Origin of the sequence: Gulosibacter chungangensis (assembly GCF_008831155.1) — a bacterium.
Taxonomy (GTDB): Bacteria; Actinomycetota; Actinomycetes; order Actinomycetales; family Microbacteriaceae; genus Gulosibacter; species Gulosibacter chungangensis.
In genome coordinates this window covers 128,238-149,681 of record NZ_WBKB01000001.1, presented here as the reverse complement: position 1 = coordinate 149,681, position 21,444 = coordinate 128,238, and the positions used below count along the sequence as shown (strand labels likewise).

Here is a 21,444-nt window from a genome sequence, read left to right as displayed (position 1 = left end):
GCGGCCGGCCGCTTTAGCTCAGTCGGTAGAGCGATTCACTCGTAATGAATAGGTCACCAGTTCGATTCTGGTAAGCGGCTCCGATACCCGGGCTGGATGCTGACCACAGCATCCAGCCCGGGTTTAGTTTCTGGGGCTGCCCTGACCGAGCCTGCCGTGCGGGCGAGGGCGTCGACACGATAGGCTCGGTAGTACTTCCGCGCTGTGTCCTCAGGCGTGCTCGGCAGCGCCAGAGCCAGCCCAGCGTTTCAGACTGCAAAGGAAACAAATGCCTCGCATTACCATTGGCCTCGGAATCATCCTCATCCTGGTTGGCCTGGTGTCCTACATCGTGACTTCGTTCGCGAGCTGGACGGCGCTGATCCCGGCGATCCTCGGCGCACTCATCCTGATCTCCGGGCTCATCGGCCTGAAGAACCAGAAGATCGGCATCCACATCGCACTCGTATTTGCGCTGCTCGGCATCATCGGCACGGCCATGAACGTGTTCAAGCTCGGTGAACTCTTCGCCGGTACCGCCGAACGCCCCGCCGCGATCATCGCGAGCACCATCACCTTCGTGCTGCTGATCGTGTACATCGTGGTCGGCGTTCGTTCCTTCATCAACGCTCGTCGTTGGAAGAACGAAAACGAGGTCGCCGCTGCTGAATAAGCTGCTGCTGAATAAGCACTGACGCGACCGAAACGACCGGGCTGGATGCGCATCCAGCCCGGTCGTTTCTTGTCCCGCACGGATGCCGAGACTTAGAAACCCGGCTCGGTTTGCGCATCCTGATGCGGCACCACGACCTCGCGAATGATCAGCAGGATCGAGGCCGTCACGGGGATCGCGACGAGAGCCCCGAGGAACCCGAGCAGGGTACCGCCGACGAGCGCACCGATCACAACGAGCGCTCCGGGCACTGAAATGGCCCGATTCATCACGCGGGGTGTCAGCACATAGGCCTCGATTTGCATGTAGATCAGGTACACGATTGCGAAGATGAGCGCGCCGATGGGGCTGGCGAAGAGTGCCAGCCCGGTCCCGATTACCCAGAAGGCGACCGAACCGATCAGCGGAATGATCGTGATGAAGAACGCCGCCACGGCCACCAGCGGGGGGAACGGTAATCCCAGGAAGGTGTAGAGCAGACCCGTGAGCACCGCGTTGAAGAACGCGAGAATGACCATGCCCTTGATATAAGAACCGACCGACTGTGTGATGCGTTCGGTGATGTCGGAAACGCGTGGTCGCGAGTAGGCGGGTGCCAAGCGGTAGAAGCCCTGCTTGATCGAATCGAGCGAGGCGGTGAAGTACAACGTGAGGACGAACACGATAATGCCGGTGGAAGCGCCACCAATCACACCCGCACCGACCTGCAGCACACCACCACCGATTGACGCGAGGGTGCTGGGGTTCAAGACAAACTCTTGCACCTGCTGGACGAGCGATGCGATGCCATCTCCGAAGTATTCGATGAGCCAGCTATAGACTTCGGAGCCTTGGAAGCCAGCGATAATAGAAGGCAGATCCTGGACGAACGACACGATCTGCCTTGCGATGATTGGCACCAGGAGGCCAATGATGGCGAGGAACGCGAGCACGATCACCGCCGAAACAATGACGATCGCCCACTGCCGCGAAGCTCCCCAGCGTTCGATCATCCGCACCACCGGGTCAAGCCCGAGGGCGATGAACAGGGCGAGTGCGGTGGAGATCAGGATGGACGATAGATCCGAGATCGCCAGGGCCAGCAGAATCGCTAAGAGACCACCGACGGTGAGCGCGAATCCGGCGGAGAGCGGGCGGGCGACTGCCGTGGAGATGAACTGCGAGGGTTTACTGCGCAGGGGAAGCGGTGTCTTCGGGGCGGATGCGCCGCTCGTGCCGGTCTCGGCTGTTGATTTACCGTTGAGATCACTCATGTTCGCGAGTCTAGTGGGGCTCAGTGACTAAACCGCGCGGTTGGCCCTCGACTGCGTTGGCGGTGTCAGGTGCATACCGATGCTGGTGGGTTCCGCCCACAGCAGCTGATAGCGTCCGGAAAATGCAGCGGCCGCCGCAGACACGAAGTCTGCGGCGGCCGCTGCGGTCCGTCGTTAGCGGACGATTGCCGTGGGTAGTGAGATTTCCTGGAGGAGCTCGTGGCTCACCGAGCCGAGCAGCAGTCGACGGAAGGCGCCGCGGCCGTGCGAGCCGACTACGAGGAGGCGACCCTTCTTGGCCTGGTCGGCGAGGGCATCCGCCGGGCGACCCTCAACAATGATCTTGTGGATCTCAAGGTCGGGGTAGTTTTCCTCGACACCCTTGAGCGCGGTGTTGAGCTCATCCGCGCAGCTCTCCTGCATCGCCTTCTGGAAATCGTCCACATACGCGAAGGCGTAGGCGTAGCCGTAGCCGTAGGCCACGTCGCTCTGCCAAGAGATCACCGCGATGAGCGGTTCACCAGAAGCTTGCGCCTCCGCCGCTGCGAACTCGAGTGCCTTAGTGGAGACTTCCGAACCGTCGGTACCGACCACGACACCGCGTCGCTCGGTCACATCCACTTGCGGCACCGCGACAACCGGGGCCTTACTCACAGCCGCGATGCGGACGCTGCCGGGGTTGCGGGAACCCTTGCCGGTGCCATCGGTGTCGCTTCCGATAACAAGAAGGTCAGCGCTTTCGGAAATGAACTCGAAGCTCTCGGGGAGACTGTGGCTGCGCTGCACTTCGGTGCGAAGCTCCACACTCGGCGCGATCTCACGGGCGGCCTTGGCGTGGTTCGCGAGCAGGTCGTTGGCCCACTTCTCAACCTCGTCAACATTCGCGCCGCGAGGTGAGGGGTCGATCACGCTGAAGATCAGCAGCGAACCACCTTCGCGAGCTGCATACCGTGCGGCCCAAGCAACGGCATTGTCGTCGGCTTGGGAGCCATTGATTCCAACGATGATTCGACCGGCCATGGGGTCCTCCTCCGTGAGGTGCAATGTGGGTCATTACCGACGTAGATTGCCTGGTAACGGCTTGTTATTTCAGCGTAGTGACTCCAACTTGAAAGGTAATGTGCGTGAGTGCGCATGCGATACAGATAGTCTTAATGATGGTGGGTTTCCGCTACTGAGGGGATCACGGTGGGTAAACGAGTACGCGAGCGCAGTCGAGCAGCCGGCATCGGCAGGTTCCTCCTCGGCAGCGTACTCACCCTGGCGCTGGCCGCCGGTGCGGGGCTTGGTGGTGCGGCCGCAGCCACCCACTGGCGTACCGAAGCGGCCGTGGAACACACCGAAGCGCCCTCAGCGCAGCTGCTCGAAGCGGCAACCCAGCCGACCGCTGAACTCTCCTCACCCGTGCGCACCTGTTCCATTCGGGATGTGACCGGCAGCTCCGCAGCGCTGGACTTCCACGGGCTGATAATTGATGCCGATACGAACGAGGTGCTCTTCGAAGAACGACCCGAGGGTACGCATCCAACCGCTTCAGTCATGAAACTCGTTACCAGCGTCAGTGCGCTGACGACGCTGGGACCGGATTACCGCATCCCCACCCGCGTGTATCCGGGCACGGAGCCCGGCAGCGTCGTGATCGTCGGCGGAGGAGATGTGACCCTGAAATCGGGCACCACGAGCTACTACACCGGCGCCACCGCATCTCTGCAGGAGCTTACGGATGCGGTCAATGCGGCTGGCGGCGCGACCGCAGTGGGTTTCGATACCTCGCTTTACGGCGGGGATGCCTGGCACGAGACTTGGGACGATAAGGAACGCCGGGACGGCTACATTTCGCCGATCACGGCGCTGATGACCGATGCCGGTCGCACCAGCGCGAACAGTATTTATTCACCCCGCACGAACACTCCGGCAGAAGATGCCGCGGCAGATTTTGCCGGCGCCCTGGGCGCCACGGTTGACACCAGCATCCAGATCAAGCCCGGTTCGGAACCCATCGCCGAGGTCTGGTCGCAACCGGTCTCGGAACTCGTCGAATACGTGCTGGTCGATAGCGACAATGTGGTGGCGGAGACGCTCGCGCGGCTCGTGGCGATCGAACGCGGCACCGGGGACACCTTCGCGGCGGTGGATGCGGGGGCAGAGCAGTCGCTTGCGGAACTCGGTATCGACGCCGCGGGGTTCGAAGGTGCCGATGGCTCGGGGATGTCGCGGGATAACCGCGCGAGTGCCTCGCTGATCGTGGAGATTCTGCAGCTGATCAACGGCAACCAGGATGATCTCGGCTTCCTGCTTGATTTCTTGCCCGAGAATGCGCTCACCGGGACGCTCAAAGACCGGCTCGCTGCCGTGCCGGCGGGCGCAATTACCGCAAAGACCGGCTGGATTGATCAGGTCTATGCCCTTGCCGGGGTAATGGAAGCCGCCGACGGCGAGCAGCTGATTTTTGCCATCTTCGTGCCGGTCGCAAACCCGGACGGTTCACAGACCGTGGGCATCGCGAATCGCAATGCGCTGGATGCGATCGCCGCGGCGACCTGGGACTGCGGCGGCAGCCTGTCGAATAACTGACGCGAATCGGCGACAATGGTGAGATGGCCAGAGCTCTCCTGATTGTTGACGTGCAGAACGATTTCACTGAGGGCGGCGCGCTCGCGACCGCCGGCGGTGCGCAGGTAGCGAAGGACATCACCGCGCACCTGCGGGAACACGCGGATGACTACTCGGTGGTGCTCGCCTCACGCGACTGGCACGACGCCGACAGTGACAACGGCGGACACTTTGCGGCGACACCAGACTTTGTTGACTCCTGGCCGCGGCACTGCGTAGCGGGTACTCCCGGTGCCGAATTCGACCCGGGCCTGGACACCTCATTCATTGATATCGAGGTGCGCAAGGGGCAGGGCGCGCCGCACTATTCGGCATTCCAGGGGGTCACGAAGGCCGGCCAAAACCTCATCGAGGTTCTCGCCTCGCGCGATGTTGAGGATCTCGATATCGTCGGCATCGCGACCGATCACTGCGTTCGAGCTTCGGCCTTGGATGCCCTGGCGGCAGGGCTGCAGGTGCGGGTCCTCGACGCGCTCACCTCGGCGGTGGGGGAGGAATCTCGGGTTGCGGCGCTCGCGGAAGTCCGCGCGGCTGGGGGAGAAGTGGTCGAGCGATGACGGTACACATTGCCGAAATCTCCGAGGCGCCCCTCGACTTTGCCCGCCACGCGCTAGCCGTGAGCGGACCCGAAAATGGGGCCGTTGCATCCTTCACCGGCATCGTGCGCAATCACGATCCGGGAGCAACCGGCGAGGTTAGCCAGCTCGACTATTTCGCGCATCCCGACGCCGAATCACGACTGCGCGAGATTGCCGCGGGGATGGATGCGCCGGGGCTGGATATCGCGGTCAGTCACCGCATCGGCACGCTCGCGGTTGGCGATATTGCGATCGTGGCTTGTGTGGCCTCGGCGCACCGTGCGGATGCGTTTGAGGTGTGTCGCGCGCTCGTGGAGGCGGTGAAAGCAGAACTACCGGTCTGGAAGCGCCAGCACACTGTCGACGGTGCCACCAACTGGGTGGGGATTGTCTAGCCGCCGATATACGACATTTCGATGTGCTTGCGGGTGGGTTTGCCGTGGTCGAGGAGGCCCGCGCGCAGCTCCGAGTAGCGGTCGTCGCGGCGCTGCCACACACCGGTGAGGGCGCTTGTGACCTCGAGGTCGGAGGCACCGCTGCGCAGTAGCGCCCGGAGATCAAAGCCCTGTTCGGCAAAGAGGCAGTTGTAGACCTTGCCCTCGGCAGAAATGCGGGCGCGCGTGCAGGTGCTGCAGAAGGCGCGGGTGACGCTTGAGATCACACCGATCTCGCCTTGGCCGTCGACATACTCCCAGCGCTGCACAGTCTCGCCCACCGAGTTGGGCTCGAGTGGCCGGAGGGGATGCACCTTACTGATGAGCCCGACGACCTCGGCAGAGGGAACCACCTCGTCGAGTATCCAGCCGTTTGACGCACCGACATCCATGTATTCGATGAATCGCAGGATGTGGCCGGTGCCGCGGAAGTGTTCGGCGAGGGGCAGGATCTCGTCGACCGTTTCGCGCTTGACCACCGTGTTGATCTTGATCGGGCCCAACCCGACCTCCTGGGCCGCGGCGATCCCGTCGAGCACCCGCGCTACCGGGAAACGCACATCATTCATGGCCTGGAATTTGGCGTCGTCGAGGGAATCCACGGAGACAGTGATGCGGTCGAGAACGGCGTCTTTCAACGCCTGGGCCTTGATGCGAAGCGCCGAGCCGTTCGTGGTGAGGGCGATATCGGGCTTCTTGCCCTCGAGGGTGCGCAGCTGCGCCAACTCGTGGATGAGGTCTTCGATGCCTCGACGTAGGAGTGGCTCGCCGCCAGTGAGGCGGAGTTTGGTGACGCCGAGGTCGAGCGCGATGCGTGCCACGCGGGTGATTTCTTCGAAGCTGAGGAGCTCTTCGCGCTCCATGAACTGGTAGTCCCGACCGAAGATTTCCTTCGGCATGCAGTAGACGCAGCGGAAGTTGCAGCGATCGGTCACAGAAATCCGCAGGTCGCGCAGCGCGCGCTGTCGTTGATCGACGAGCCCGGTTGACGGCAGCCGTTGAATGCCGGTGTTGCTCGGTGACATCGTGGGTACCTCCAGTGGCTGCTCACCCTAGCAGTCGGTGTTGATTCGCGGCTCTACGGTGCGCTGGAATCTAGGGCGTCGAAACTCGAGCGCGCTAATCTAGGACGTCTGTCGCCCGGTGAAGAATGCCGGAAGAACCGGTTCGCCGGTACGACGCCCCCGCGCGTCGAGGGGCCAGCCCATGCGTTTGTGAAACCTCGCGGTGACCGAGTTTTCAGCGATTGAAAGATCAGTGATCTGCTCAACCACGCGCCGTTCGACGTCAAAGATTTCATCGGGCGAACCCACCCAGATGACGAAGGTGAAGTTTGTTTGCCCGGTTGTGGATGCGCAAAAACGGAGGTTTGGAAACTCGCGCAGCATCTTGAAGGCGGCGGCATGCCGGTCCGGCGGTAATCGGCAGAACCACTGGCAGCTGATCGGCTGCTGCAACACGACCGGCGCGATATCGCAACGAAGCGAAATCCGTGGGTCAGCGAGCACGCGGTTGAGGCGGCGGGAAATCGTGCTCGCGTGGGCGTCAAGTTCGGTGGCGATTTCGCTCACACTCGCGCGACCGTTGCGAAACAGGAGCGGGATGAGCGCGCGATCCTCTTCTCGAAGCGGCTGCGCATCCTCGCGCGAAAACCGCCCGAGCCGTTCAAGTGCCGCGACCGCGGACGCATCCAAAGCGTAGCGCGTCTAACGCCAAATCGGTATACAACCGAGTCGATACCTGCCAACCAACAATGACACGGGCGAACACGTCGAGCACGAACGCGACATACACCCACCCCGAGAATGTTCGAACGTAGGTGAGATCTGCCACCCACAGCTCATTTGGTCGGGAGGCGGTGAACTGCCGATGCACCAAGTCCACTGGCCGATCGGTTTCCGGTGCCGGCTTCGTCGTTTTCGGGCCCTTCGCTCGTGGAATACCGCGTAACCCGAGGGCTTTCATGAGTCTTCGCACGGTGGATTCCGCGACCTGTTCCCCCTCGCGTCGGAGTTCTGCGCGGATCTTCCGTACCCCGTAGACCCCGAAGTTTTCCTTGTGGATCCGGGTAATCGAAGCCGAGAGTTCTAGATCACGGATCGCGCGGTCGGACCATGGCCTCGTTTTAGCGGCGTAATAGCTAGACGGGGCAATCTCCGCGGCGGTATCGACCAGCGCGCGGCAGATTGGCTCGACCCCGTAGTCGGCCTTGTTCGCGTCTATAAACGCAATTTTCTGGGTCATCGTGATGGGCGGTCGAGCTCCGCGATGCTCCTATGTCAAGCTGCGATCGCGTGATCGTGGCCGGGCTGATTTCGCAGCGGCATTGGTTCGGCTGCACGTGGCGTACATGTGATGGCGTGGTCCCGGCGCATGGCTTTGTACACTCGATCGGATAGTCGTCGGCGAAGCAGGCGGAGGGCTTCTTTCTTGGTCTTGCCGCGCTCGAGTTGTTTTGCGAGGTAGTTGGCGCCTTCGCCGTCGAGGCGGAGCTGGGTGACCGCGGCCATGTGGAGTGCGGCATTGAATGCGTCGTCGCCTTCGTCATCGAACGGGGACATTGGGGCGGACACGGTCATGGTGGATCACCTCCCACAGGATTGGTTACTAACACCAAGCCTACCGAAACTCGAGCGTATGCACAATAAAAAAGCCTAATGGTGTCGAAAAGAAAATCGAGTTTCGAATATGGGTTGGGATCCTCCGGCGCGCCCGTACCGACTAGCATCCGGAGGGCGGGACGCTCGCGGCGGGCGGAGATCGCCCGGTGAACCCGGAACGTCTAGCCGCCCGCGAACGGTGGCAATACATCCACCGTGGCGCCTTGTGGCAGCGGGCCAGAGGCGACCTTGGCACCGTCCGCGAGTAGCGAGCACTGTGCCAACACTCGCGAGAACTCGTCACCAAACTTCTCGACAAGCCGAGCCCGAAGCTCCTCCACAGTGGCAGCCGCGAGCGCCACCGACTCAGTGCCCGCTGCATCCGCCGCGGCCGCAAACAACCTGACTTCACGCATCCAAATCACGCATCCAAATCACGCATCCAAATCACTATCTTTCTGCGCATTCCACTGTGTCACGAGACTCCGTAAGAGCGCGTCGCCCGCCTCGTTTGATGAGATTGTGCCACGCCCCACCGCAAGGCCGAGGATGTACGCACTCACCGGAGCCGCCGGCCGCACCACACCGTGGGCGACAATTCCAGTCATGCCGAGCAGCGCATCCAGCGGGACCTCAGCAGCGTCTACCCCAAGCTGCGGTGCGGCAAACTCGACCCACTCACGCAGACCATCGGGGATTCCTCGGGCGCCGCTCGTCATTCGTTCCCGTCCAACGCATTGCGATCGATCACCGGAATTGCACCGGTAAACGGCGCCGTATTGTCGCCCGCGCGGCGCCACATACCTGACTTACCGCCGGTCTTCTCCACCAGTTCAATGCGCTCGATTGACACCGACTTATCGATGCCCTTAACCATGTCCACGACCGAAAGCGCCGCGACCGAGACCGCCGTGAGCGCCTCCATCTCGACGCCCGTGCGGTCGGCGGTGCGCACGGTCGAGCGAATCGTCACACCGTCCTCAAGCAGCGAAACCTCGACGTGGGCACCGTGCACACCGATGACGTGCGCAAGCGGCAGCAGCTCGGGAGTCTTCTTCGCCGCGGCAATCCCCGCGATCCGGGCCGTCGCGAACACATCACCCTTCGGCACGGTCTGGTCGCGCAGCGCCTGTACCACCGGCGGCGAACAGCGCACGAAACCACGCGCGGTGGCGCTGCGAACCGTGGGGACTTTGTCGGTGACATCGACCATCCGGACGTGTCCGGCGCGGTCCAGGTGCGTGAATTCACTCATGGCAGGATCTCCCAAATCTTGAGGCGGTCGCCGGGCTGGACTTCTTCCACTTCGGCGGGAACTAGGGCGATTGCTTCGGCCGCGGAAAGGCGGCTCACGAGGTGCGAACCGGAACCGCCGGAGGTGGCGCGAACGACTTCGCCCGCTTGGGAGAAGCGTACCGGCATGAACTGCATCCGGCCCGGTGGGGTGCGCCACCGCTCGACCGCGATCGCGCTCGACTCCGTGCGGGAAAATTCACCGGTGGCGAGGATGCTCAGGGTCGGTTTTACGAACGCCTCAAAGGAGGTGAAGACACTGACCGGATTGCCGGGTAATGCAAACACGAGCTGCCCGGTGGGGAGCTTCCCGAACCCCTGCGGCTTGCCGGGTTGCATCGCGACCTTGTCGAAACTCACCCCGGAGACCTCCGGATCACCCTCAAAGGTGAGGCGAACGACATCGAACGCACCTACACTCACGCCCCCGGTGGTGACGATCACATCCACCTCGGCTTCGACAGCGCGGGCCAACGCATCCGCAAACTCACGTGGGCCGTCGCCGACGTGTTCCTGCACCGCAACTTCGGCGTCACACTCGGCAACGAGGCTCGCTACGAGCGTGGTATTCGAATCAAAAATCTGCCCGTATTCGAGGGCGCTTCCGGGCGCCATCACCTCGTCGCCGGTGGTGATCACCGCCACGCGCGGCCGGGCATGCACTGTCACTTCGGCGACGCCGGCGGCGGCAATTCCCGAAAGGATGCGCGCCCCGAGTCGATCGCCAGTTCTTCCCACGAGCGCTCCCGCGGGAGCATCCTCGCCGGCCAGGCGGATGTTCGCCCCGGGCTTCGGGACTTCGATCACTTCGACCTCGGTCGCGGCTTCGTCACTAATATCGACGCCCTGCACGGTCTTCTCGAAGGGCACCACCGCGTCGGCATCGCCCGGAACAGGGGAACCGGTCATGATGCGGGCACATTCGCCCGGCCCAAGTGGAGGGTTCTCACCCGAGCCTGCCGGAATATCCGCCACCACGCGCAGCCGAACCGGCGCCTCCGACGTAGCGTCGAGGACATCCTCGCGTCGTACCGCGAAGCCGTCCATCGCGGAATTATCGAAACCGGGTAGCGCCACCGTCGTGTGCACGTCTTCGGCGAGCACGAGTCCTAAGGCCTGCTGCAGCGGCAGCCGCACGGGAGCCTTCTCGGTCTGGGTTGCCATTGCGGCATCCAGCACGCGAATCAACTGATCGGCAAAGGGAATCATCGGGGCTCCTCGGCGTGGGTGGGTAGTGCTTGGGAAGATGGCGTCGCAAATAGTGCCGTGAGCGCCGGTACACCACCCGGTAGGGTGCGCACCGATTCGGCGCCGGCCTCGGCCAGTAGTTCGGCGGCATAGCGAGCGCGCGGGCCCTGGGCGCAGGCGATCACGAGCGGTTCGTCGAGCGGCAGCAGCTCAATCCGGCCTTGCGCGACGTGCTCGGCAATGGTCTCGAGCGGCAGGTGCGTGTATTTGTGGTTGATCGAGAGATCTGGATGCGCGGCGGGGCGGACATCCAGGATGCGCTCCTCGGGTCGGATGTTTGGGTTTGGGTTTGGGTTTGGGTTTGGATTCGGGTTCGCGGTCGGCACTTGTTCGGTGGCCCGTGCCTGCGCCGCAAGCGGCAGCTCCCGCACCCTGCCGGTGCGGCCGTTCCAGGAGCGCACCACCCCAACGAGCGGGGAACCCGAGCCCGTCACGATTCGCAGCGCCTCGCCCGCCATGGCGCTGCCAATTTCGGCGACCAGCGGCGCGAATACCCCCACGGTCGCGCAATTAGGCGCTTCGGCTCGCAGTTGTTGCTCGCGATCCACGAGATCCGCCAGCGTTGGATTCCCCGACCCCGGGGCGAAAACCGTGAGCAGGCCATCCCAAGAGACAACGCTGCCCCATACGAGCGGCACCCCGAGCGCCAGACACGCATCTGCCACGGCAAAACGAGTGGGCCAGTGGTCGGTCGTGTCAATCACGACATCTGCCCAGGCCAACAGCTCCTCACTATTACCCGCATCGAGCCGAACTTGGCGGGGGAGAACCGTGACCTCCGGTCGCAACCTGCTCAGCGCATCCATCGCGGCTACGACCTTGGGACGGCCAATATCGGTCTCCCGGAAGAGCGTCTGCCGCGCGAGATTCGAGCGCTCCACGACATCGTCATCGATGATTGTCAGCTCACCGACGTCGGATGCGGCGAGCACCTGCAGCGCGGGGCAACCGAGCCCTCCCGCACCGACCACTGTGACCTTTGCTGTCCGTGCGCGGTATACCCCAGGCTGTCCATAACCGAGCAGGCGCACGTGCCGAGCCTGGCGATCCAGGTGCTCGGCGGAGGGCTGCTCAGAATGGGAAGACATGCGTCCCAACTTATCGGAACCGGGCCGCAAACTGGCTAGGGTTGGATGCAGACGGCGGCCACCGTGGGCACCCCAATCGAGAGGATCTCAGCGATGAAACGTTTGCGGACCGGACTTGCTGTGCTATCAGGGGTTGCCCTGCTCTTTGGTGCGAGTGGCTGTGCATCCAACGGGAATGAACCCGATGCCACCGGCGACACGACCGAAAGCAACGGTGAGGCGATCAACATCCTGGCCGCAGCATCCCTCACCCAAGCCTTCGAAACGATCATTGAAGACTTCCAGGCCGAAAACCCCGGCGTGGAAATCAATCCGCTCGTGACCGGTGGTTCGCAAGCCCTCGTGCAGCAGGTCATTGAGGGCGCACCGGTAGACGTGCTCGCGCTCGCGAGTGAGCCGAGCGCCGAACCGCTCGCCGAAGCTGGCGTTGAAACCGACTTCAGTGTCTTCGCCGAGAACACCCTCGTGATTGCGGTGCAGGCGGGGAACCCCAAGAACATCACCGGACTTGCTGACCTCGCCAATAATCCCGACCTGACGGTCGCGATCTGCGCCGTCGAGGTGCCCTGTGGCTCGGCGACGCAGAAGTTGCTGAAACTTAACGACCTCGAAATCACCGGCGCAACCGAGGAGACCAGTGTCTCGGCCGTCCTGGCCAAGGCAGAACTCGATGAGGTGGATGCCGCAATCGTTTACCACTCGGACCTCGTGACTTCCAGCGGTGACCTCGAAGAGATCACGCCCGAAAAAGCGGACGAGGTTGTCAACCGCTACCCGATCACGGTGCTGAGCGATAACCCGAACGCGGCGGCCTTCGTCGAGTACGTTCGCTCGGAAGCGGGCACCGCGGTGCTCGAAGAAGCGGGCCTCATTATTCCGTGACGGTAATCACCCCGCAGCCCACTGAGGCTGCAGTTCGGCGACGCACAATGGGCCAGGGGCACACCCCCTGGCCCATTAGCGCGCTCGCGGTTGTGGCCCTACTGATGATCGTGGCGCCCCTGGTGGCGCTGCTGCTGCGCGTGAACTGGGCGGAATTCCCCAGTGTGCTGATGTCCTCAGCGGTGCTCGCAGCACTGGGGCTCTCATTCGGGACGGCGCTGATTGCCACCCTGGTGTGCGTCGTGGTCGGCGTGCCGCTGGGCATGGCTATCGCTCGGGCCCGCTCACGGGTCGCGAATGTGTCCCGAGCGCTCGTGCTCGTGCCGCTTTTGATGCCGCCGCTTGTGGGTGGCCTCGCGTTGTTTTCCCTGTTTGGCCGCAACGGACTGTTGGGTTCTTGGCTGAGCACGCTCGGCATCACACTGCCGTTCACCACCCCAGCGGTCGTGATCGCACAGGTCTTCGTGGCGCTACCTTTTCTGGTGATTTCGGTCGAGCAGGCAGTCCGTGCCCTCGACCCGCGACTGGAACCGGTCGCCCGCACGCTCGGCACCTCCCGCAACGGTGTGCTGTGGCGTGTGACACTGCCGCTTATTCGCCCCGCAATTGCGGCTGGGGCAACCATGAGTTTCTCCCGCTCCCTCGCGGAATTCGGTGCCACGGCACTCTTCGCAGGCAATGTTGAAGGAGTGACACGCACCATGCCGCTCGCGATCTACTCGGTGTTCAACGGCGCAGTTGGCGGCCCGGAACAGGCCTATGCGCTCGCGGTAATCTTGGTGGCCTCGGCGGTGGCGGTCCTGATCGCAGTACGAGGATGGCGGGTGAATGGACTGTGAGTGAAGCAACAGCAAACGGTTGGTCAGCGAAGCCGGTTCGGGCTCGCGTCCCTGGTGCTTCCGCCCGAGCGACCGGGGCGGATGCCCGGTCAGCGGTGACCTCGAAAGCGGCCACGGGCGACCTCGCGAGCGATGCTGCCGTGATCGAGGGGCGGGTGGTGGTTGCGCGCGACCGCTTCACCCTCGATATCGACTTGCGCCTGCGGCCTGGTGAACGAGTCGGTGTGATCGGGGCCAATGGTTGCGGCAAATCCACACTGCTCGCTGGCCTCGCCGGGCTCGCGACGCTCGAACAGGACAGCACGGTCCGCTTTGGCGGGGAACCCTGGCGAAGCACCCCGGTAGAGGCGCGTGGCTTGGGGTTCATCGCGCAGGACGGCCTGCTCTTCCCACACCTCAGCGTGCTCGATAACGTCGCCTTCGGTCCTCGCTCGGCCGGGAAATCGAAACAGCAGGCACGCGAAATCGCCGGGCGGATGCTCGAAGCGGTACGCGTAGGCCACCTCGCCTCGGCCTCAGCTCGTTCAGTTTCCGGCGGTGAACGTCAGCGCATCGCCTTCGCCCGCGCGCTCGCCACTGACCCCAGCACGCTCTTTCTCGATGAGCCCTTCGCGGCGCTCGACGTGGATGCTTCGGTCGAGGTCCGCGAGATCGCGGCGCAGCAGGTGCAAGACCGGGGCCTGTCGCTGCTGCTCGTCACCCACGACTTGGTGGATGCGGTGCGGCTGACCGACCGGATCATCGTGATTGACGATGGCAAGGTCATTGAAGAGCTCGCCACTTGCGACCTGCAGCGGGCCCCGGCCAGCAAGTTTGCGGCCGCGTTTGCAGGCCTGGCACGGGTGCCCGGCCATCTCGAAGCCCAAGCGTTCAAAACGAAGTCGGGGCTGCGGATCCCGCTGCATGGGCTCGAGACTGAGCCGGGACTTGTCACCGGGGCCAGCGCACTCCTACTTGCCGCACCCGATCGGGTCGAGCTGACCTGTGACGATGCGTCGAATGGTGGGGCGAGCGGGCCAGTCTTGCAGGATGCGGTGGAGTCGCTCGTCGGCGACGGCTCGGCCGTGCTCGCGCGCCTTCGCAGCGGCTTGCTCGCACGAGTCCAGTCGGAGGAACTCCCGACCGCGGGCACCGAAGTGTTCGTGCGCATCCGCCAAGCCCGCGTGCGGGCCGCCGAAGCTCACTGAGTAGCGCCCTTCGATACGGCTTCGCCTACTCAGGGAGCGCCTTCGATACGGCTTCGCCTACTCAGGGAGCGCCTTCGATACAGCTTCGCCTACTCAGGGAGCTTTAGGACATTTGCGGGGCGTCGACGGGCTCGAAGCGTACGGTGATCGCCTTGAAACCGGGGGTGTTGGACTCCCGGGCCTTGAGGTCGCGGTGCACGAGGGCGTTGGCCTCGGGGAAGTACGCGGCCGCGCAGCCGCGTGCCGTCGGGTACGAGACCAGTCGGAATGCATCCGCCCGGCGCTCCTCACCGCGGAAGACGCTCACCACATTGACCATGTCGCGATCCTTGAAGCCCAACTCCGCCAGGTCATCCGGGTGTACGAGGACCACGCGGCGGCCGTTCTTGATGCCGCGGTAGCGGTCGTCGAGGCCGTAGAACGTGGTGTTGTATTGGTCGTGCGAGCGCATCGTCTGAAGGATCAGGTAGCCCTCGGGTGCGTCGAGGTACTCGAGTGGGCTCACCGTGAACTGCGCGCGCTGGGTGGGCGTCGCGAAGGTGCGGGTGTCGCGCGGGGGCGAGGGTAACTGGAAGCCGTTTCGCTGGCGCACGCGGCGGTTGAAGTCCTCGAAGCCGGGCAGGGTGCGCGAGATCCGGTCGCGGATCACGTCGTAATCCTCGCCCATCTCCCGCCAGTTGATGACGTGATCGGGGCCGAAGGTAGCCTCCGCCATGCGCGCGATGATCACGGGTTCCGACAGCAGGTGCTCAGAGACCGGCTTCAGGCGGCCCTGCGTCGTGTGCACCATCGACATTGAGTCCTCCACCGACAGCACCTGCACGCCACCGGGGTGCTTATCGTCGATGTCGGTACGGCCGAGGGTAGGCAGAATTAGCGAAGTCTTGCCGTGCACCACGTGCGAGCGGTTGGGCTTGGTCGACACGTGCACCGTCAAACCGGCCCGCTGCATCCCCGCTTCGAGACGCTCAGTTTCGGCATTCGCGAGGGCAAAGTTGCCGCCCATGGACACGAATACGTCGATCTCATCCTGCTCGAATGCCTCGATGCATTCGGTTGAGTCGTAGCCGTGCTCGCGAGGCGAGGTGATGCCGAATTCCTTGTCGATCGCATCCAGCAGCCAGGGGGCGGGCTTCTCCCAGATCCCCATCGTGCGGTCGCCCTGGACATTCGAGTGGCCACGCACGGGGCAGGCCCCGGCGCCGGGCTTCCCGAAGTTGCCCTGCAGCAGCAGGATGTTAATGAATTCGCGCAGCGTGTCCACCGAGTGCGGCTGCTGGGTCACGCCGAGCGCCCAGCAGATGATGGTCGCATCCGAGTCGGCGAGCATCCGCGCAACCTTCGCGATCTCGTCGCGGGTCAGGCCCGTGGCGCGCTCGGTCTCATCCCAATCGATGTGCTTGCGGGCTTCGCGGTAGGCCTCGAAGTGCTCGGTGCGGGTCTCGACAAATTCCCGATCCACGATCGTGCCGGGGGCGGCATCCTCATAGGCGAGCAGCAGGTGCCCGAAGGCCTGGAAGAGCGCGAGGTCACCGCCGACCTTGATCTGGAGGAACTCATCCGAAATCTTCGCGCCCTTACCGATCAGGCCCTCGGGGGTCTGCGGGTCCTTGAAGTTCAGCAGGCCGGCTTCCGGCAGCGGGTTCACGGCGACGACCTTGCCACCGTTCTTGCGGCATTCGTCGAGCGCCGAGAGCATCCGTGGGTGGTTCGTGCCCGGGTTCTGGCCGACCACGAAGACGAGCTTGGCGTTGTGGATGTCCTCGAGGGTGACCGTACCCTTACCGACACCGATGGTCGGATTCATGGCGCTGCCGGAAGACTCGTGGCACATATTCGAGCAGTCGGGCAGGTTGTTCGTGCCGACCGAGCGCGCGAAGAGTTGGTAGAGGAACGCGGTCTCGTTCGCGGTGCGACCCGAGGTGTAATACACGGTGCGGTCGGGGGTGGTGGCGCGGATGCGTTCACCAATCAGGTCGAAGGCCTCTTGCCACGGGATGGGGGAATAGTGCGTCTCACCCGGGCGGATGATCATTGGCTCGGTGATCCGCCCCTGCTGGCCGAGCCAGTACTCGGTCTTATCGCGCAGGTCCTCGATCGAATAGGTGGCCCAGAAATCGCGGTCGGCGCGACGCTTGGTGTTCTCCTCGGCGAAGGCCTTCGCACCGTTCTCGCAGAACTCGGCGGGCTTGCGCTTGCCCTGCGGCTCCGGCCAGGCGCAGCCCGGGCAATCGAAGCCGTCGCGCTGGTTAATGCGGAACATCGAGCGCACCGTACGGGTGACGCCACCCTGCTGCAGGCCGCGCTGGAAAGCGACCGCGACACCGGTGAGGCCGGCGGCAGCGTGCGCAGGCTCGGAGACGACGAGATTGTCCTCGTTGATGTCCTCGACCGGTGACTTATAAGGCTTCTGCGGCTTCGGCGGCTCGGCAATCGGCCCGCTGGTGGTGGGATTGCTGAGATTCTGGACGGTCATGCGGATACTCCTTCGGTCACGAGGTCCTCCGCGACCTCAACGCGTTCGGTGTGGGTGTAGAGCGTGACTCGATCGCCACGGCTGAAACCAGCGAGGGTGATGCCGACCTCGTCGGCGAGATCGGCGGCGAGCGAAGATGGCGCGCTCACGGCGCTCATGATCGGGATGCCCGCGAGGTGGCTCTTCTGTACGAGTTCAAAGGATGCGCGACCCGAGACCTGCAGCACGGTGTTGCGCAGCGGCAGCTTGCCTTCACGCAGCGCCCAGCCGATCACCTTGTCCACGGCGTTGTGTCGGCCGACATCTTCGCGGGCACACAGTAGTTCACCGTCGATGGTGAACAGGCCCGCCGCGTGCAGACCGCCGGTAGAGTCGAAAAGTTTTTGCGCCTCCCGCAGCCGGTCGGGCAGGTCCAGCAGCACATCGGCTTGGACGCGTACCTCGGCCGTCTGCGAACCGAAGCGCGACTGCCTTCGCACCTCGTCGATCGAGGTGGTGCCGCAGACACCGCAGGCGCTGGTGGTAACCACTTTGCGTTCGGCGATGCTGGCGGGATCGAGACCGATTACCGCGGCGTCGATCACATTAAAGGTCTGTTCGCCGTCTTCATTTTTGCCGGCGCAGTAGCGCATGGTCGCGAGATCATGTTGTTGGCCGAGGAACCCTTCCGAGACGAGGTTCCCGGCGACGAGGTCGAAGTCGTGCCCCGGCGTGCGCATGGTCACCGCGAGAGGTTTGCCGTTTACGCGGATCTCGAGCGGCTCTTCACCGGCGAGGGTTTCGCGCTTCGGTCGAGAAGGCGCCCCCGCGCGAACGAGCACAGCCTTGCGGCGTGATGTCACTCGTGACATGGCTCAGCCTCCCTCACAACAGCATCCTCACTGCAAACAACGATCTCTCAACTGTATCGCTCGTGACCGAATGCCGCAGCGAGTTAGGCGAGGAGCTGGTGCTGGGCTAGGCGGCGGTATAGCGGGGTGGTCTCGAGGAGTTCCTCGTGGGTGCCGCGGCCGACTACGCGACCCTGGTCGAGGACGACGATCTGGTGCGCATCCACCACGGTCGACAGCCGGTGCGCGATCATCACCATCGAGCGGCCCTCGGAGGCGCGGTCCAGCGCCTCGCGGATGAGCGACTCATTGCGGCCATCGAGGGCGGAAGTCGACTCATCCATCAGCAGGATGGGTGGGGCGGCGAGGAGCGTCCGCGCAATCGCGAGCCGCTGCTGCTCACCACCGGACAGCCGCACGCCCGCCTCGCCGACCTGCGCATCCAGCCCCAGCGGGGAACGGTCAAGCACATCGCCAAGGTTCACTTCGCGCAGTGCCGCGGCGCATTCCTCATCGGATGCATCGGGGCGCCCGAGGAGCAGATTGTCGCGAATGGTGCCCGCGAGGGTGGGGGAGTTCTGCTGCACATAGCCGACCTGTGCGCGCAGCTCGTGTCGGTCGAGCGAGCGCAGGTCAACGCCGCCGAGCCGGATTGCACCGGCGGTGGGGTCATAGAACCGCTCAATCAGGGCGAGCGAGGTCGACTTCCCGGCGCCGGACGGGCCAACGAGCGCGATCTTGCGACCGCGCGGGACCTCGAATGACACCTCCTCGAGCACGAGTGGCGAGTCAATCTCGGCGGACTCATCAATTGCCAGCAGCTCCTCAGCGGCCTTCTTTGCCGCCCGACCCGTCTGCGTGACGTAGCGGTCGAAGCGGTCGCGCGCATCCGCCTTGGCCCGTGCGGCGCGTACGACGTTGTCCGGGTAGCGGAAAGAAACCGACTCAAACTCGAGCGCCGCAGCCGCGGGCTCGGCAGCAGCGTTGGCGGGCCCGGACAGGGTTACGAGCGGACCGAACTCGCGATCATCGGCGTCCTCATCGGGCAGGCTATTGATCTCTTCGATCCGCCCGAGGGCGCCGAGGGCCGAAGCCACGGCCGAAATCGCGCCGAACATCAATCCCAGTGGCGTAATCATCATGAAGAGGAACATGATGAAGGCGATCAGCGAGGCGATCGGCGTCTCACCGGCCGCCACCCGCACGCCGCCAACGCCGAGCACGGCCACGAGCGAAAGCTGCAGCGCGAGCATCGACACCGGCACCATCACGGCCGAGATTGCCGCAATGTCGAGCCCGCGTCGGTACGCGCCCTCCGCATCCGCCATCACCTTTGCCTCTTCGCGCTCGGTCGCAACCGAGGCGCGCAGCGTACGCATCGACGAAATGGCGCGCTCCACCGAGGCGGTCAGCTCGCCAACCTTTTCCTGCGCGGCGGCGGATGCAGCCATCACCTTGCGAGACAGGAACAGCACGATCCCGAGGGAAACCACGATGCAGGTGAAGGTGATCACGAACAGCACCCAGTCGAGGAAGATCATCGCGATGATCGCCCCGATAAAGGTCAGCATGCCGCCGATCGCCTCGATCAAGCCCTGAGTGAGCACGGCGCGCAGGAGCGTCGTGTCGCTCCCGACGCGGGAGACGAGATCCCCCGTGCGGCGCGCATCGAACTCTGCAATTGGGAGCCGCAAGAGCTTCCGTACCAGCATCCGGCGGGCATTTAGCACGATCCGCTCACCGGTGCGCTGCAGCAGGAAGTGCTGCAGACCCGAGAGCAGCGCCGCAATGATGACCACCGCGATCAGCAACCAAACGATCCACGAGGTGTATTCGCCAGCCTCGACGCGCTGCACGAGCAGGCCCATCAGGATGGGCTGGGCGAGCGAGAAGGCACTGCCCACGATCGAGATGACGATGATGACCGACATTGATCGCTTGTCAGCGAAGAGGTACGGCCAGAGTTGTTTCAGGGATGCGCGGGAAGTGCTGGGTTTCATTGGGTCCTGTGTTTGCTACTCGGCGAGTCGGTCGGGGTGACCGGCGGTGTCGCTTAGTAGGTGCCCCATGCGGAGGGCTTTAGTACGCATGTAATCGTCGTTAATCGCATTTCGGCCGACTTCGAGGGGGACCCGCTCGGTGACTTCCACCCCGTGGGCAGTGAGTGCCGCGGATTTTGCGGGGTTATTCGTGAGCAGTCGCACACTCGTGAGACCCATGTCGAGCAGCGCCGAAGCGGCTGCCGCGTACTCGCGGGCGTCGGCCGGAAGACCCAGGGCGAGGTTCGCATCCACCGTGTCGAGACCGTCTTCCTGGAGACGGTAGGCACGCAGTTTATTGAGCAGGCCTATCCCGCGACCCTCGTGGCCACGCAGGTAGAAGACGACGCCGCCGTGTTCGTGAATCTCGTGCAGCGCCGCATCCAGCTGCGGGCCGCACTCGCACTTGAGCGAGCCGAACGCTTCACCGGTGAGGCACTCCGAGTGCAGCCGCACGAGTGCGCCAGGTTTCGGGTCGCCCGAGATGATCGCGAGGTGGAGGTCACCGGTCACCGTGTCGGTGTAGGCCCGAACGCGAAATTCACCGTGTTCGGTGGGCAGTCGTGTTTCCACTTCGAAACGGGCGCGTGAGTTCTCAGACATGAAACAGCTTTCGGGCAGGGTAGGAGCCGAGGTTTCGACTTCTATTTACCGGTGAACCGGTATTCCAGGCCGCGCGTGCGAAAGCCGAGTCCCCACGACGTCACACGCCACATGGCTTCGACGATGATGTCGCGAGACATCTTCGATTGACCGAGCTCACGCTCAGTGAATGTAATTGGTACTTCGACCACGCGCTTTCTAACGCGTTCGAACATCCAAGCCATTTCGATCTGGAAGCAGTAACCAGCCGATCCTACCGGGGCAAGATCAAACTTGCGAAGTTCGCTGGCGCGATACCCGCGGTATCCAGCGGTAATATCGCGTATCTTCGATTTCAGTGCGAGGCGGCAGTAGACGCTCGCAGCTCGCGAGAGGAGCTTGCGCGACAGCGGCCAGTGTTCCGTGGCGCCGCCGGGCACCCAGCGCGACCCGATCACGAGGTCCGCGCCGCCGTCGAGTTCGTCGATCAGCGCCGGAAGTCGATCGGCCGGATGCGAACCATCGGCATCAAACTCAAAGAGATACGGATAGCCGTGCTCCTGGCCGAGCTCAAAGCCTTGCAGATACGCGCTGGCAAGACCCTGCTTGCCGGTACGGTGCAGGACCTTCACTCGTTCGTTCTGCGCCGCGATCCGGTCGGCGACCTCGCCGGTGCCGTCGGGGGATCCGTCGTCCACAATCAGCACATCCACGCGGTTGGATGCGCGCAGCACCTTCCCGACGATCGATTCGACGTTCTCACGTTCGTTATAGGTCGGGATGATGACGAGGGTGTCGCGCACGTTCCCGTCGTATCCGGGCAGGGCATGCTTGCCGGGGCTTGGCATCG

21 protein-coding genes, 1 tRNA gene and 2 pseudogenes are annotated in these 21,444 nt (G+C 63.8%); 8 read left to right on the top strand and 16 right to left on the bottom strand.

The annotated features are described in order from the left end of the window. Positions 1-7 precede the first annotated feature (7 nt). Together F8O05_RS00635 and F8O05_RS00630 are read left to right on the top strand one after the other, a co-directional pair. Positions 8-80, top strand: a tRNA-Thr gene (locus F8O05_RS00635). A gap of 188 nt (positions 81-268) precedes the next feature. Continuing rightward, on the top strand, positions 269-652 hold the full coding sequence (locus F8O05_RS00630; protein ID WP_158050832.1) for a hypothetical protein: 384 nt from the start codon (positions 269-271) through the stop codon (positions 650-652). 92 nt (positions 653-744) lie between these two features. Here F8O05_RS00630 and F8O05_RS00625 read toward each other — a convergent pair whose 3' ends face one another. Continuing rightward, on the bottom strand, positions 745-1,905 hold the full coding sequence (locus tag F8O05_RS00625; protein ID WP_158050831.1) for an AI-2E family transporter: 1,161 nt from the start codon (positions 1,903-1,905) through the stop codon (positions 745-747). A 174-nt stretch (positions 1,906-2,079) separates the two neighbouring features. After that, a complete protein-coding gene (locus F8O05_RS00620; RefSeq protein WP_158050830.1) occupies positions 2,080-2,925 on the bottom strand; it encodes a universal stress protein in 846 nt (281 codons plus the stop codon). Positions 2,926-3,093: 168 nt separating this feature from the next. Between F8O05_RS00620 and F8O05_RS00615 the strand changes: the two genes are divergently transcribed. Genes F8O05_RS00615 through F8O05_RS00605 form a run of 3 tightly spaced genes read left to right on the top strand, consistent with a single transcriptional unit; the run spans position 3,094 to position 5,491 of the window. Further along, positions 3,094-4,479: a D-alanyl-D-alanine carboxypeptidase/D-alanyl-D-alanine-endopeptidase gene (locus F8O05_RS00615; RefSeq protein ID WP_158050829.1), complete on the top strand. Its 1,386-nt coding sequence runs from the start codon at positions 3,094-3,096 to the stop codon at positions 4,477-4,479. Between the two features lie 23 nt (positions 4,480-4,502). Next, a complete protein-coding gene (locus F8O05_RS00610) occupies positions 4,503-5,075 on the top strand; it encodes an isochorismatase family protein (RefSeq protein WP_158050828.1) in 573 nt (190 codons plus the stop codon). After that, the gene (locus F8O05_RS00605; RefSeq protein ID WP_158050827.1) at positions 5,072-5,491 is read left to right on the top strand and encodes a molybdenum cofactor biosynthesis protein MoaE; all 420 of its coding nucleotides are present in this window, start codon (positions 5,072-5,074) and stop codon (positions 5,489-5,491) included. The genes F8O05_RS00610 and F8O05_RS00605 overlap by 4 nt, the downstream gene beginning before the upstream one ends. Here F8O05_RS00605 and moaA read toward each other — a convergent pair. The 9 genes and pseudogenes from moaA to F8O05_RS00560 all read right to left on the bottom strand — a co-directional run bounded on the left by moaA (position 5,488) and on the right by F8O05_RS00560 (position 11,759). Then, positions 5,488-6,555, bottom strand: coding sequence for a GTP 3',8-cyclase MoaA (moaA, locus tag F8O05_RS00600; protein ID WP_158050826.1), 1,068 nt, complete (start codon positions 6,553-6,555; stop codon positions 5,488-5,490). The two genes, F8O05_RS00605 and moaA, sit on opposite strands and share 4 nt — an antisense overlap. A 99-nt stretch (positions 6,556-6,654) precedes the next feature. Next, the gene (locus F8O05_RS00595; protein ID WP_158050825.1) at positions 6,655-7,224 is read right to left on the bottom strand and encodes an Lrp/AsnC family transcriptional regulator; all 570 of its coding nucleotides are present in this window, start codon (positions 7,222-7,224) and stop codon (positions 6,655-6,657) included. A gap of 4 nt (positions 7,225-7,228) precedes the next feature. After that, a pseudogene (locus tag F8O05_RS00590) lies at positions 7,229-7,774 on the bottom strand (IS3 family transposase); the annotation flags it as partial. A 35-nt stretch (positions 7,775-7,809) separates the two neighbouring features. After that, positions 7,810-8,109, bottom strand: coding sequence for a hypothetical protein (locus F8O05_RS14725; RefSeq protein WP_192496968.1), 300 nt, complete (start codon positions 8,107-8,109; stop codon positions 7,810-7,812). Between the two features lie 203 nt (positions 8,110-8,312). Further along, a complete protein-coding gene (locus F8O05_RS00580) occupies positions 8,313-8,546 on the bottom strand; it encodes a MoaD/ThiS family protein (protein ID WP_158050823.1) in 234 nt (77 codons plus the stop codon). An 18-nt stretch (positions 8,547-8,564) separates the two neighbouring features. After that, the gene (locus F8O05_RS00575; RefSeq protein WP_158050822.1) at positions 8,565-8,849 is read right to left on the bottom strand and encodes a DUF6457 domain-containing protein; all 285 of its coding nucleotides are present in this window, start codon (positions 8,847-8,849) and stop codon (positions 8,565-8,567) included. After that, complete coding sequence (gene moaC / locus F8O05_RS00570) at positions 8,846-9,385, bottom strand: cyclic pyranopterin monophosphate synthase MoaC (RefSeq protein WP_158050821.1); 540 nt, start codon at positions 9,383-9,385, stop codon at positions 8,846-8,848. Before moaC ends, F8O05_RS00575 begins: the two co-directional genes overlap by 4 nt. Beyond that, on the bottom strand, positions 9,382-10,632 hold the full coding sequence (locus F8O05_RS00565; RefSeq protein WP_192496967.1) for a molybdopterin molybdotransferase MoeA: 1,251 nt from the start codon (positions 10,630-10,632) through the stop codon (positions 9,382-9,384). Before F8O05_RS00565 ends, moaC begins: the two co-directional genes overlap by 4 nt. Beyond that, entirely contained in the window at positions 10,629-11,759 is a 1,131-nt protein-coding gene (locus tag F8O05_RS00560) for a HesA/MoeB/ThiF family protein (protein ID WP_158050820.1), read from the bottom strand. The genes F8O05_RS00565 and F8O05_RS00560 overlap by 4 nt, the downstream gene beginning before the upstream one ends. Positions 11,760-11,852: 93 nt before the next feature. Here F8O05_RS00560 and modA point away from each other — a divergent pair, with 93 nt between their 5' ends. From modA to F8O05_RS00545, 3 genes are read left to right on the top strand one after another with little or no spacing between them, the layout of a single operon-like run. Beyond that, complete coding sequence (gene modA, locus F8O05_RS00555; protein WP_158050819.1) at positions 11,853-12,641, top strand: molybdate ABC transporter substrate-binding protein; 789 nt, start codon at positions 11,853-11,855, stop codon at positions 12,639-12,641. After that, positions 12,638-13,480: a molybdate ABC transporter permease subunit gene (gene modB, locus F8O05_RS00550; RefSeq protein ID WP_225735652.1), complete on the top strand. Its 843-nt coding sequence runs from the start codon at positions 12,638-12,640 to the stop codon at positions 13,478-13,480. The genes modA and modB overlap by 4 nt, the downstream gene beginning before the upstream one ends. Next, positions 13,477-14,667, top strand: coding sequence for an ABC transporter ATP-binding protein (locus F8O05_RS00545; protein WP_192496966.1), 1,191 nt, complete (start codon positions 13,477-13,479; stop codon positions 14,665-14,667). The genes modB and F8O05_RS00545 overlap by 4 nt, the downstream gene beginning before the upstream one ends. A gap of 103 nt (positions 14,668-14,770) precedes the next feature. Here the strand turns inward: F8O05_RS00545 and F8O05_RS00540 are convergent, their stop codons facing one another. The 5 genes and pseudogenes from F8O05_RS00540 to F8O05_RS00520 form a co-directional block, all read right to left on the bottom strand. Further along, complete coding sequence (locus F8O05_RS00540) at positions 14,771-17,143, bottom strand: FdhF/YdeP family oxidoreductase (protein WP_158050817.1); 2,373 nt, start codon at positions 17,141-17,143, stop codon at positions 14,771-14,773. After that, entirely contained in the window at positions 17,140-17,994 is an 855-nt protein-coding gene (gene fdhD / locus F8O05_RS00535; RefSeq protein ID WP_158050816.1) for a formate dehydrogenase accessory sulfurtransferase FdhD, read from the bottom strand. Before fdhD ends, F8O05_RS00540 begins: the two co-directional genes overlap by 4 nt. 83 nt (positions 17,995-18,077) lie before the next feature. Next, positions 18,078-19,973 (bottom strand): ABC transporter ATP-binding protein, encoded by a 1,896-nt coding sequence (locus F8O05_RS00530; RefSeq protein ID WP_158050815.1) that lies wholly within the window; start codon positions 19,971-19,973, stop codon positions 18,078-18,080. A 15-nt stretch (positions 19,974-19,988) separates the two neighbouring features. Further along, positions 19,989-20,609: pseudogene (ribA, locus tag F8O05_RS00525) on the bottom strand (GTP cyclohydrolase II); the annotation flags it as partial. 47 nt (positions 20,610-20,656) lie between these two features. Beyond that, positions 20,657-21,442: a polyprenol monophosphomannose synthase gene (locus tag F8O05_RS00520; RefSeq protein WP_158050813.1), complete on the bottom strand. Its 786-nt coding sequence runs from the start codon at positions 21,440-21,442 to the stop codon at positions 20,657-20,659. Positions 21,443-21,444 lie beyond the last annotated feature (2 nt).

What these genes read in the sequence shown, in the direction of transcription:
- F8O05_RS14725 (WP_192496968.1), bottom strand. Translation starts at nt 8,109, where the DNA reads ATGACCGTGTCCGCCCCAATGTCCCCGTTCGATGACGAAGGCGACGAC.
- moaC (WP_158050821.1), bottom strand. Translation starts at nt 9,385, where the DNA reads ATGAGTGAATTCACGCACCTGGACCGCGCCGGACACGTCCGGATGGTC.
- F8O05_RS00575 (WP_158050822.1), bottom strand. Translation starts at nt 8,849, where the DNA reads ATGACGAGCGGCGCCCGAGGAATCCCCGATGGTCTGCGTGAGTGGGTC.
- F8O05_RS00580 (WP_158050823.1), bottom strand. Translation starts at nt 8,546, where the DNA reads ATGCGTGAAGTCAGGTTGTTTGCGGCCGCGGCGGATGCAGCGGGCACT.
- F8O05_RS00625 (WP_158050831.1), bottom strand. Translation starts at nt 1,905, where the DNA reads ATGAGTGATCTCAACGGTAAATCAACAGCCGAGACCGGCACGAGCGGC.
- F8O05_RS00560 (WP_158050820.1), bottom strand. Translation starts at nt 11,759, where the DNA reads ATGTCTTCCCATTCTGAGCAGCCCTCCGCCGAGCACCTGGATCGCCAG.
- F8O05_RS00520 (WP_158050813.1), bottom strand. Translation starts at nt 21,442, where the DNA reads ATGCCAAGCCCCGGCAAGCATGCCCTGCCCGGATACGACGGGAACGTG.
- F8O05_RS00565 (WP_192496967.1), bottom strand. Translation starts at nt 10,632, where the DNA reads ATGATTCCCTTTGCCGATCAGTTGATTCGCGTGCTGGATGCCGCAATG.
- F8O05_RS00530 (WP_158050815.1), bottom strand. Translation starts at nt 19,973, where the DNA reads ATGAAACCCAGCACTTCCCGCGCATCCCTGAAACAACTCTGGCCGTAC.
- F8O05_RS00540 (WP_158050817.1), bottom strand. Translation starts at nt 17,143, where the DNA reads ATGACCGTCCAGAATCTCAGCAATCCCACCACCAGCGGGCCGATTGCC.
- modA (WP_158050819.1), top strand. Translation starts at nt 11,853, where the DNA reads ATGAAACGTTTGCGGACCGGACTTGCTGTGCTATCAGGGGTTGCCCTG.
- F8O05_RS00620 (WP_158050830.1), bottom strand. Translation starts at nt 2,925, where the DNA reads ATGGCCGGTCGAATCATCGTTGGAATCAATGGCTCCCAAGCCGACGAC.
- fdhD (WP_158050816.1), bottom strand. Translation starts at nt 17,994, where the DNA reads ATGTCACGAGTGACATCACGCCGCAAGGCTGTGCTCGTTCGCGCGGGG.
- F8O05_RS00630 (WP_158050832.1), top strand. Translation starts at nt 269, where the DNA reads ATGCCTCGCATTACCATTGGCCTCGGAATCATCCTCATCCTGGTTGGC.
- F8O05_RS00610 (WP_158050828.1), top strand. Translation starts at nt 4,503, where the DNA reads ATGGCCAGAGCTCTCCTGATTGTTGACGTGCAGAACGATTTCACTGAG.
- F8O05_RS00605 (WP_158050827.1), top strand. Translation starts at nt 5,072, where the DNA reads ATGACGGTACACATTGCCGAAATCTCCGAGGCGCCCCTCGACTTTGCC.
- moaA (WP_158050826.1), bottom strand. Translation starts at nt 6,555, where the DNA reads ATGTCACCGAGCAACACCGGCATTCAACGGCTGCCGTCAACCGGGCTC.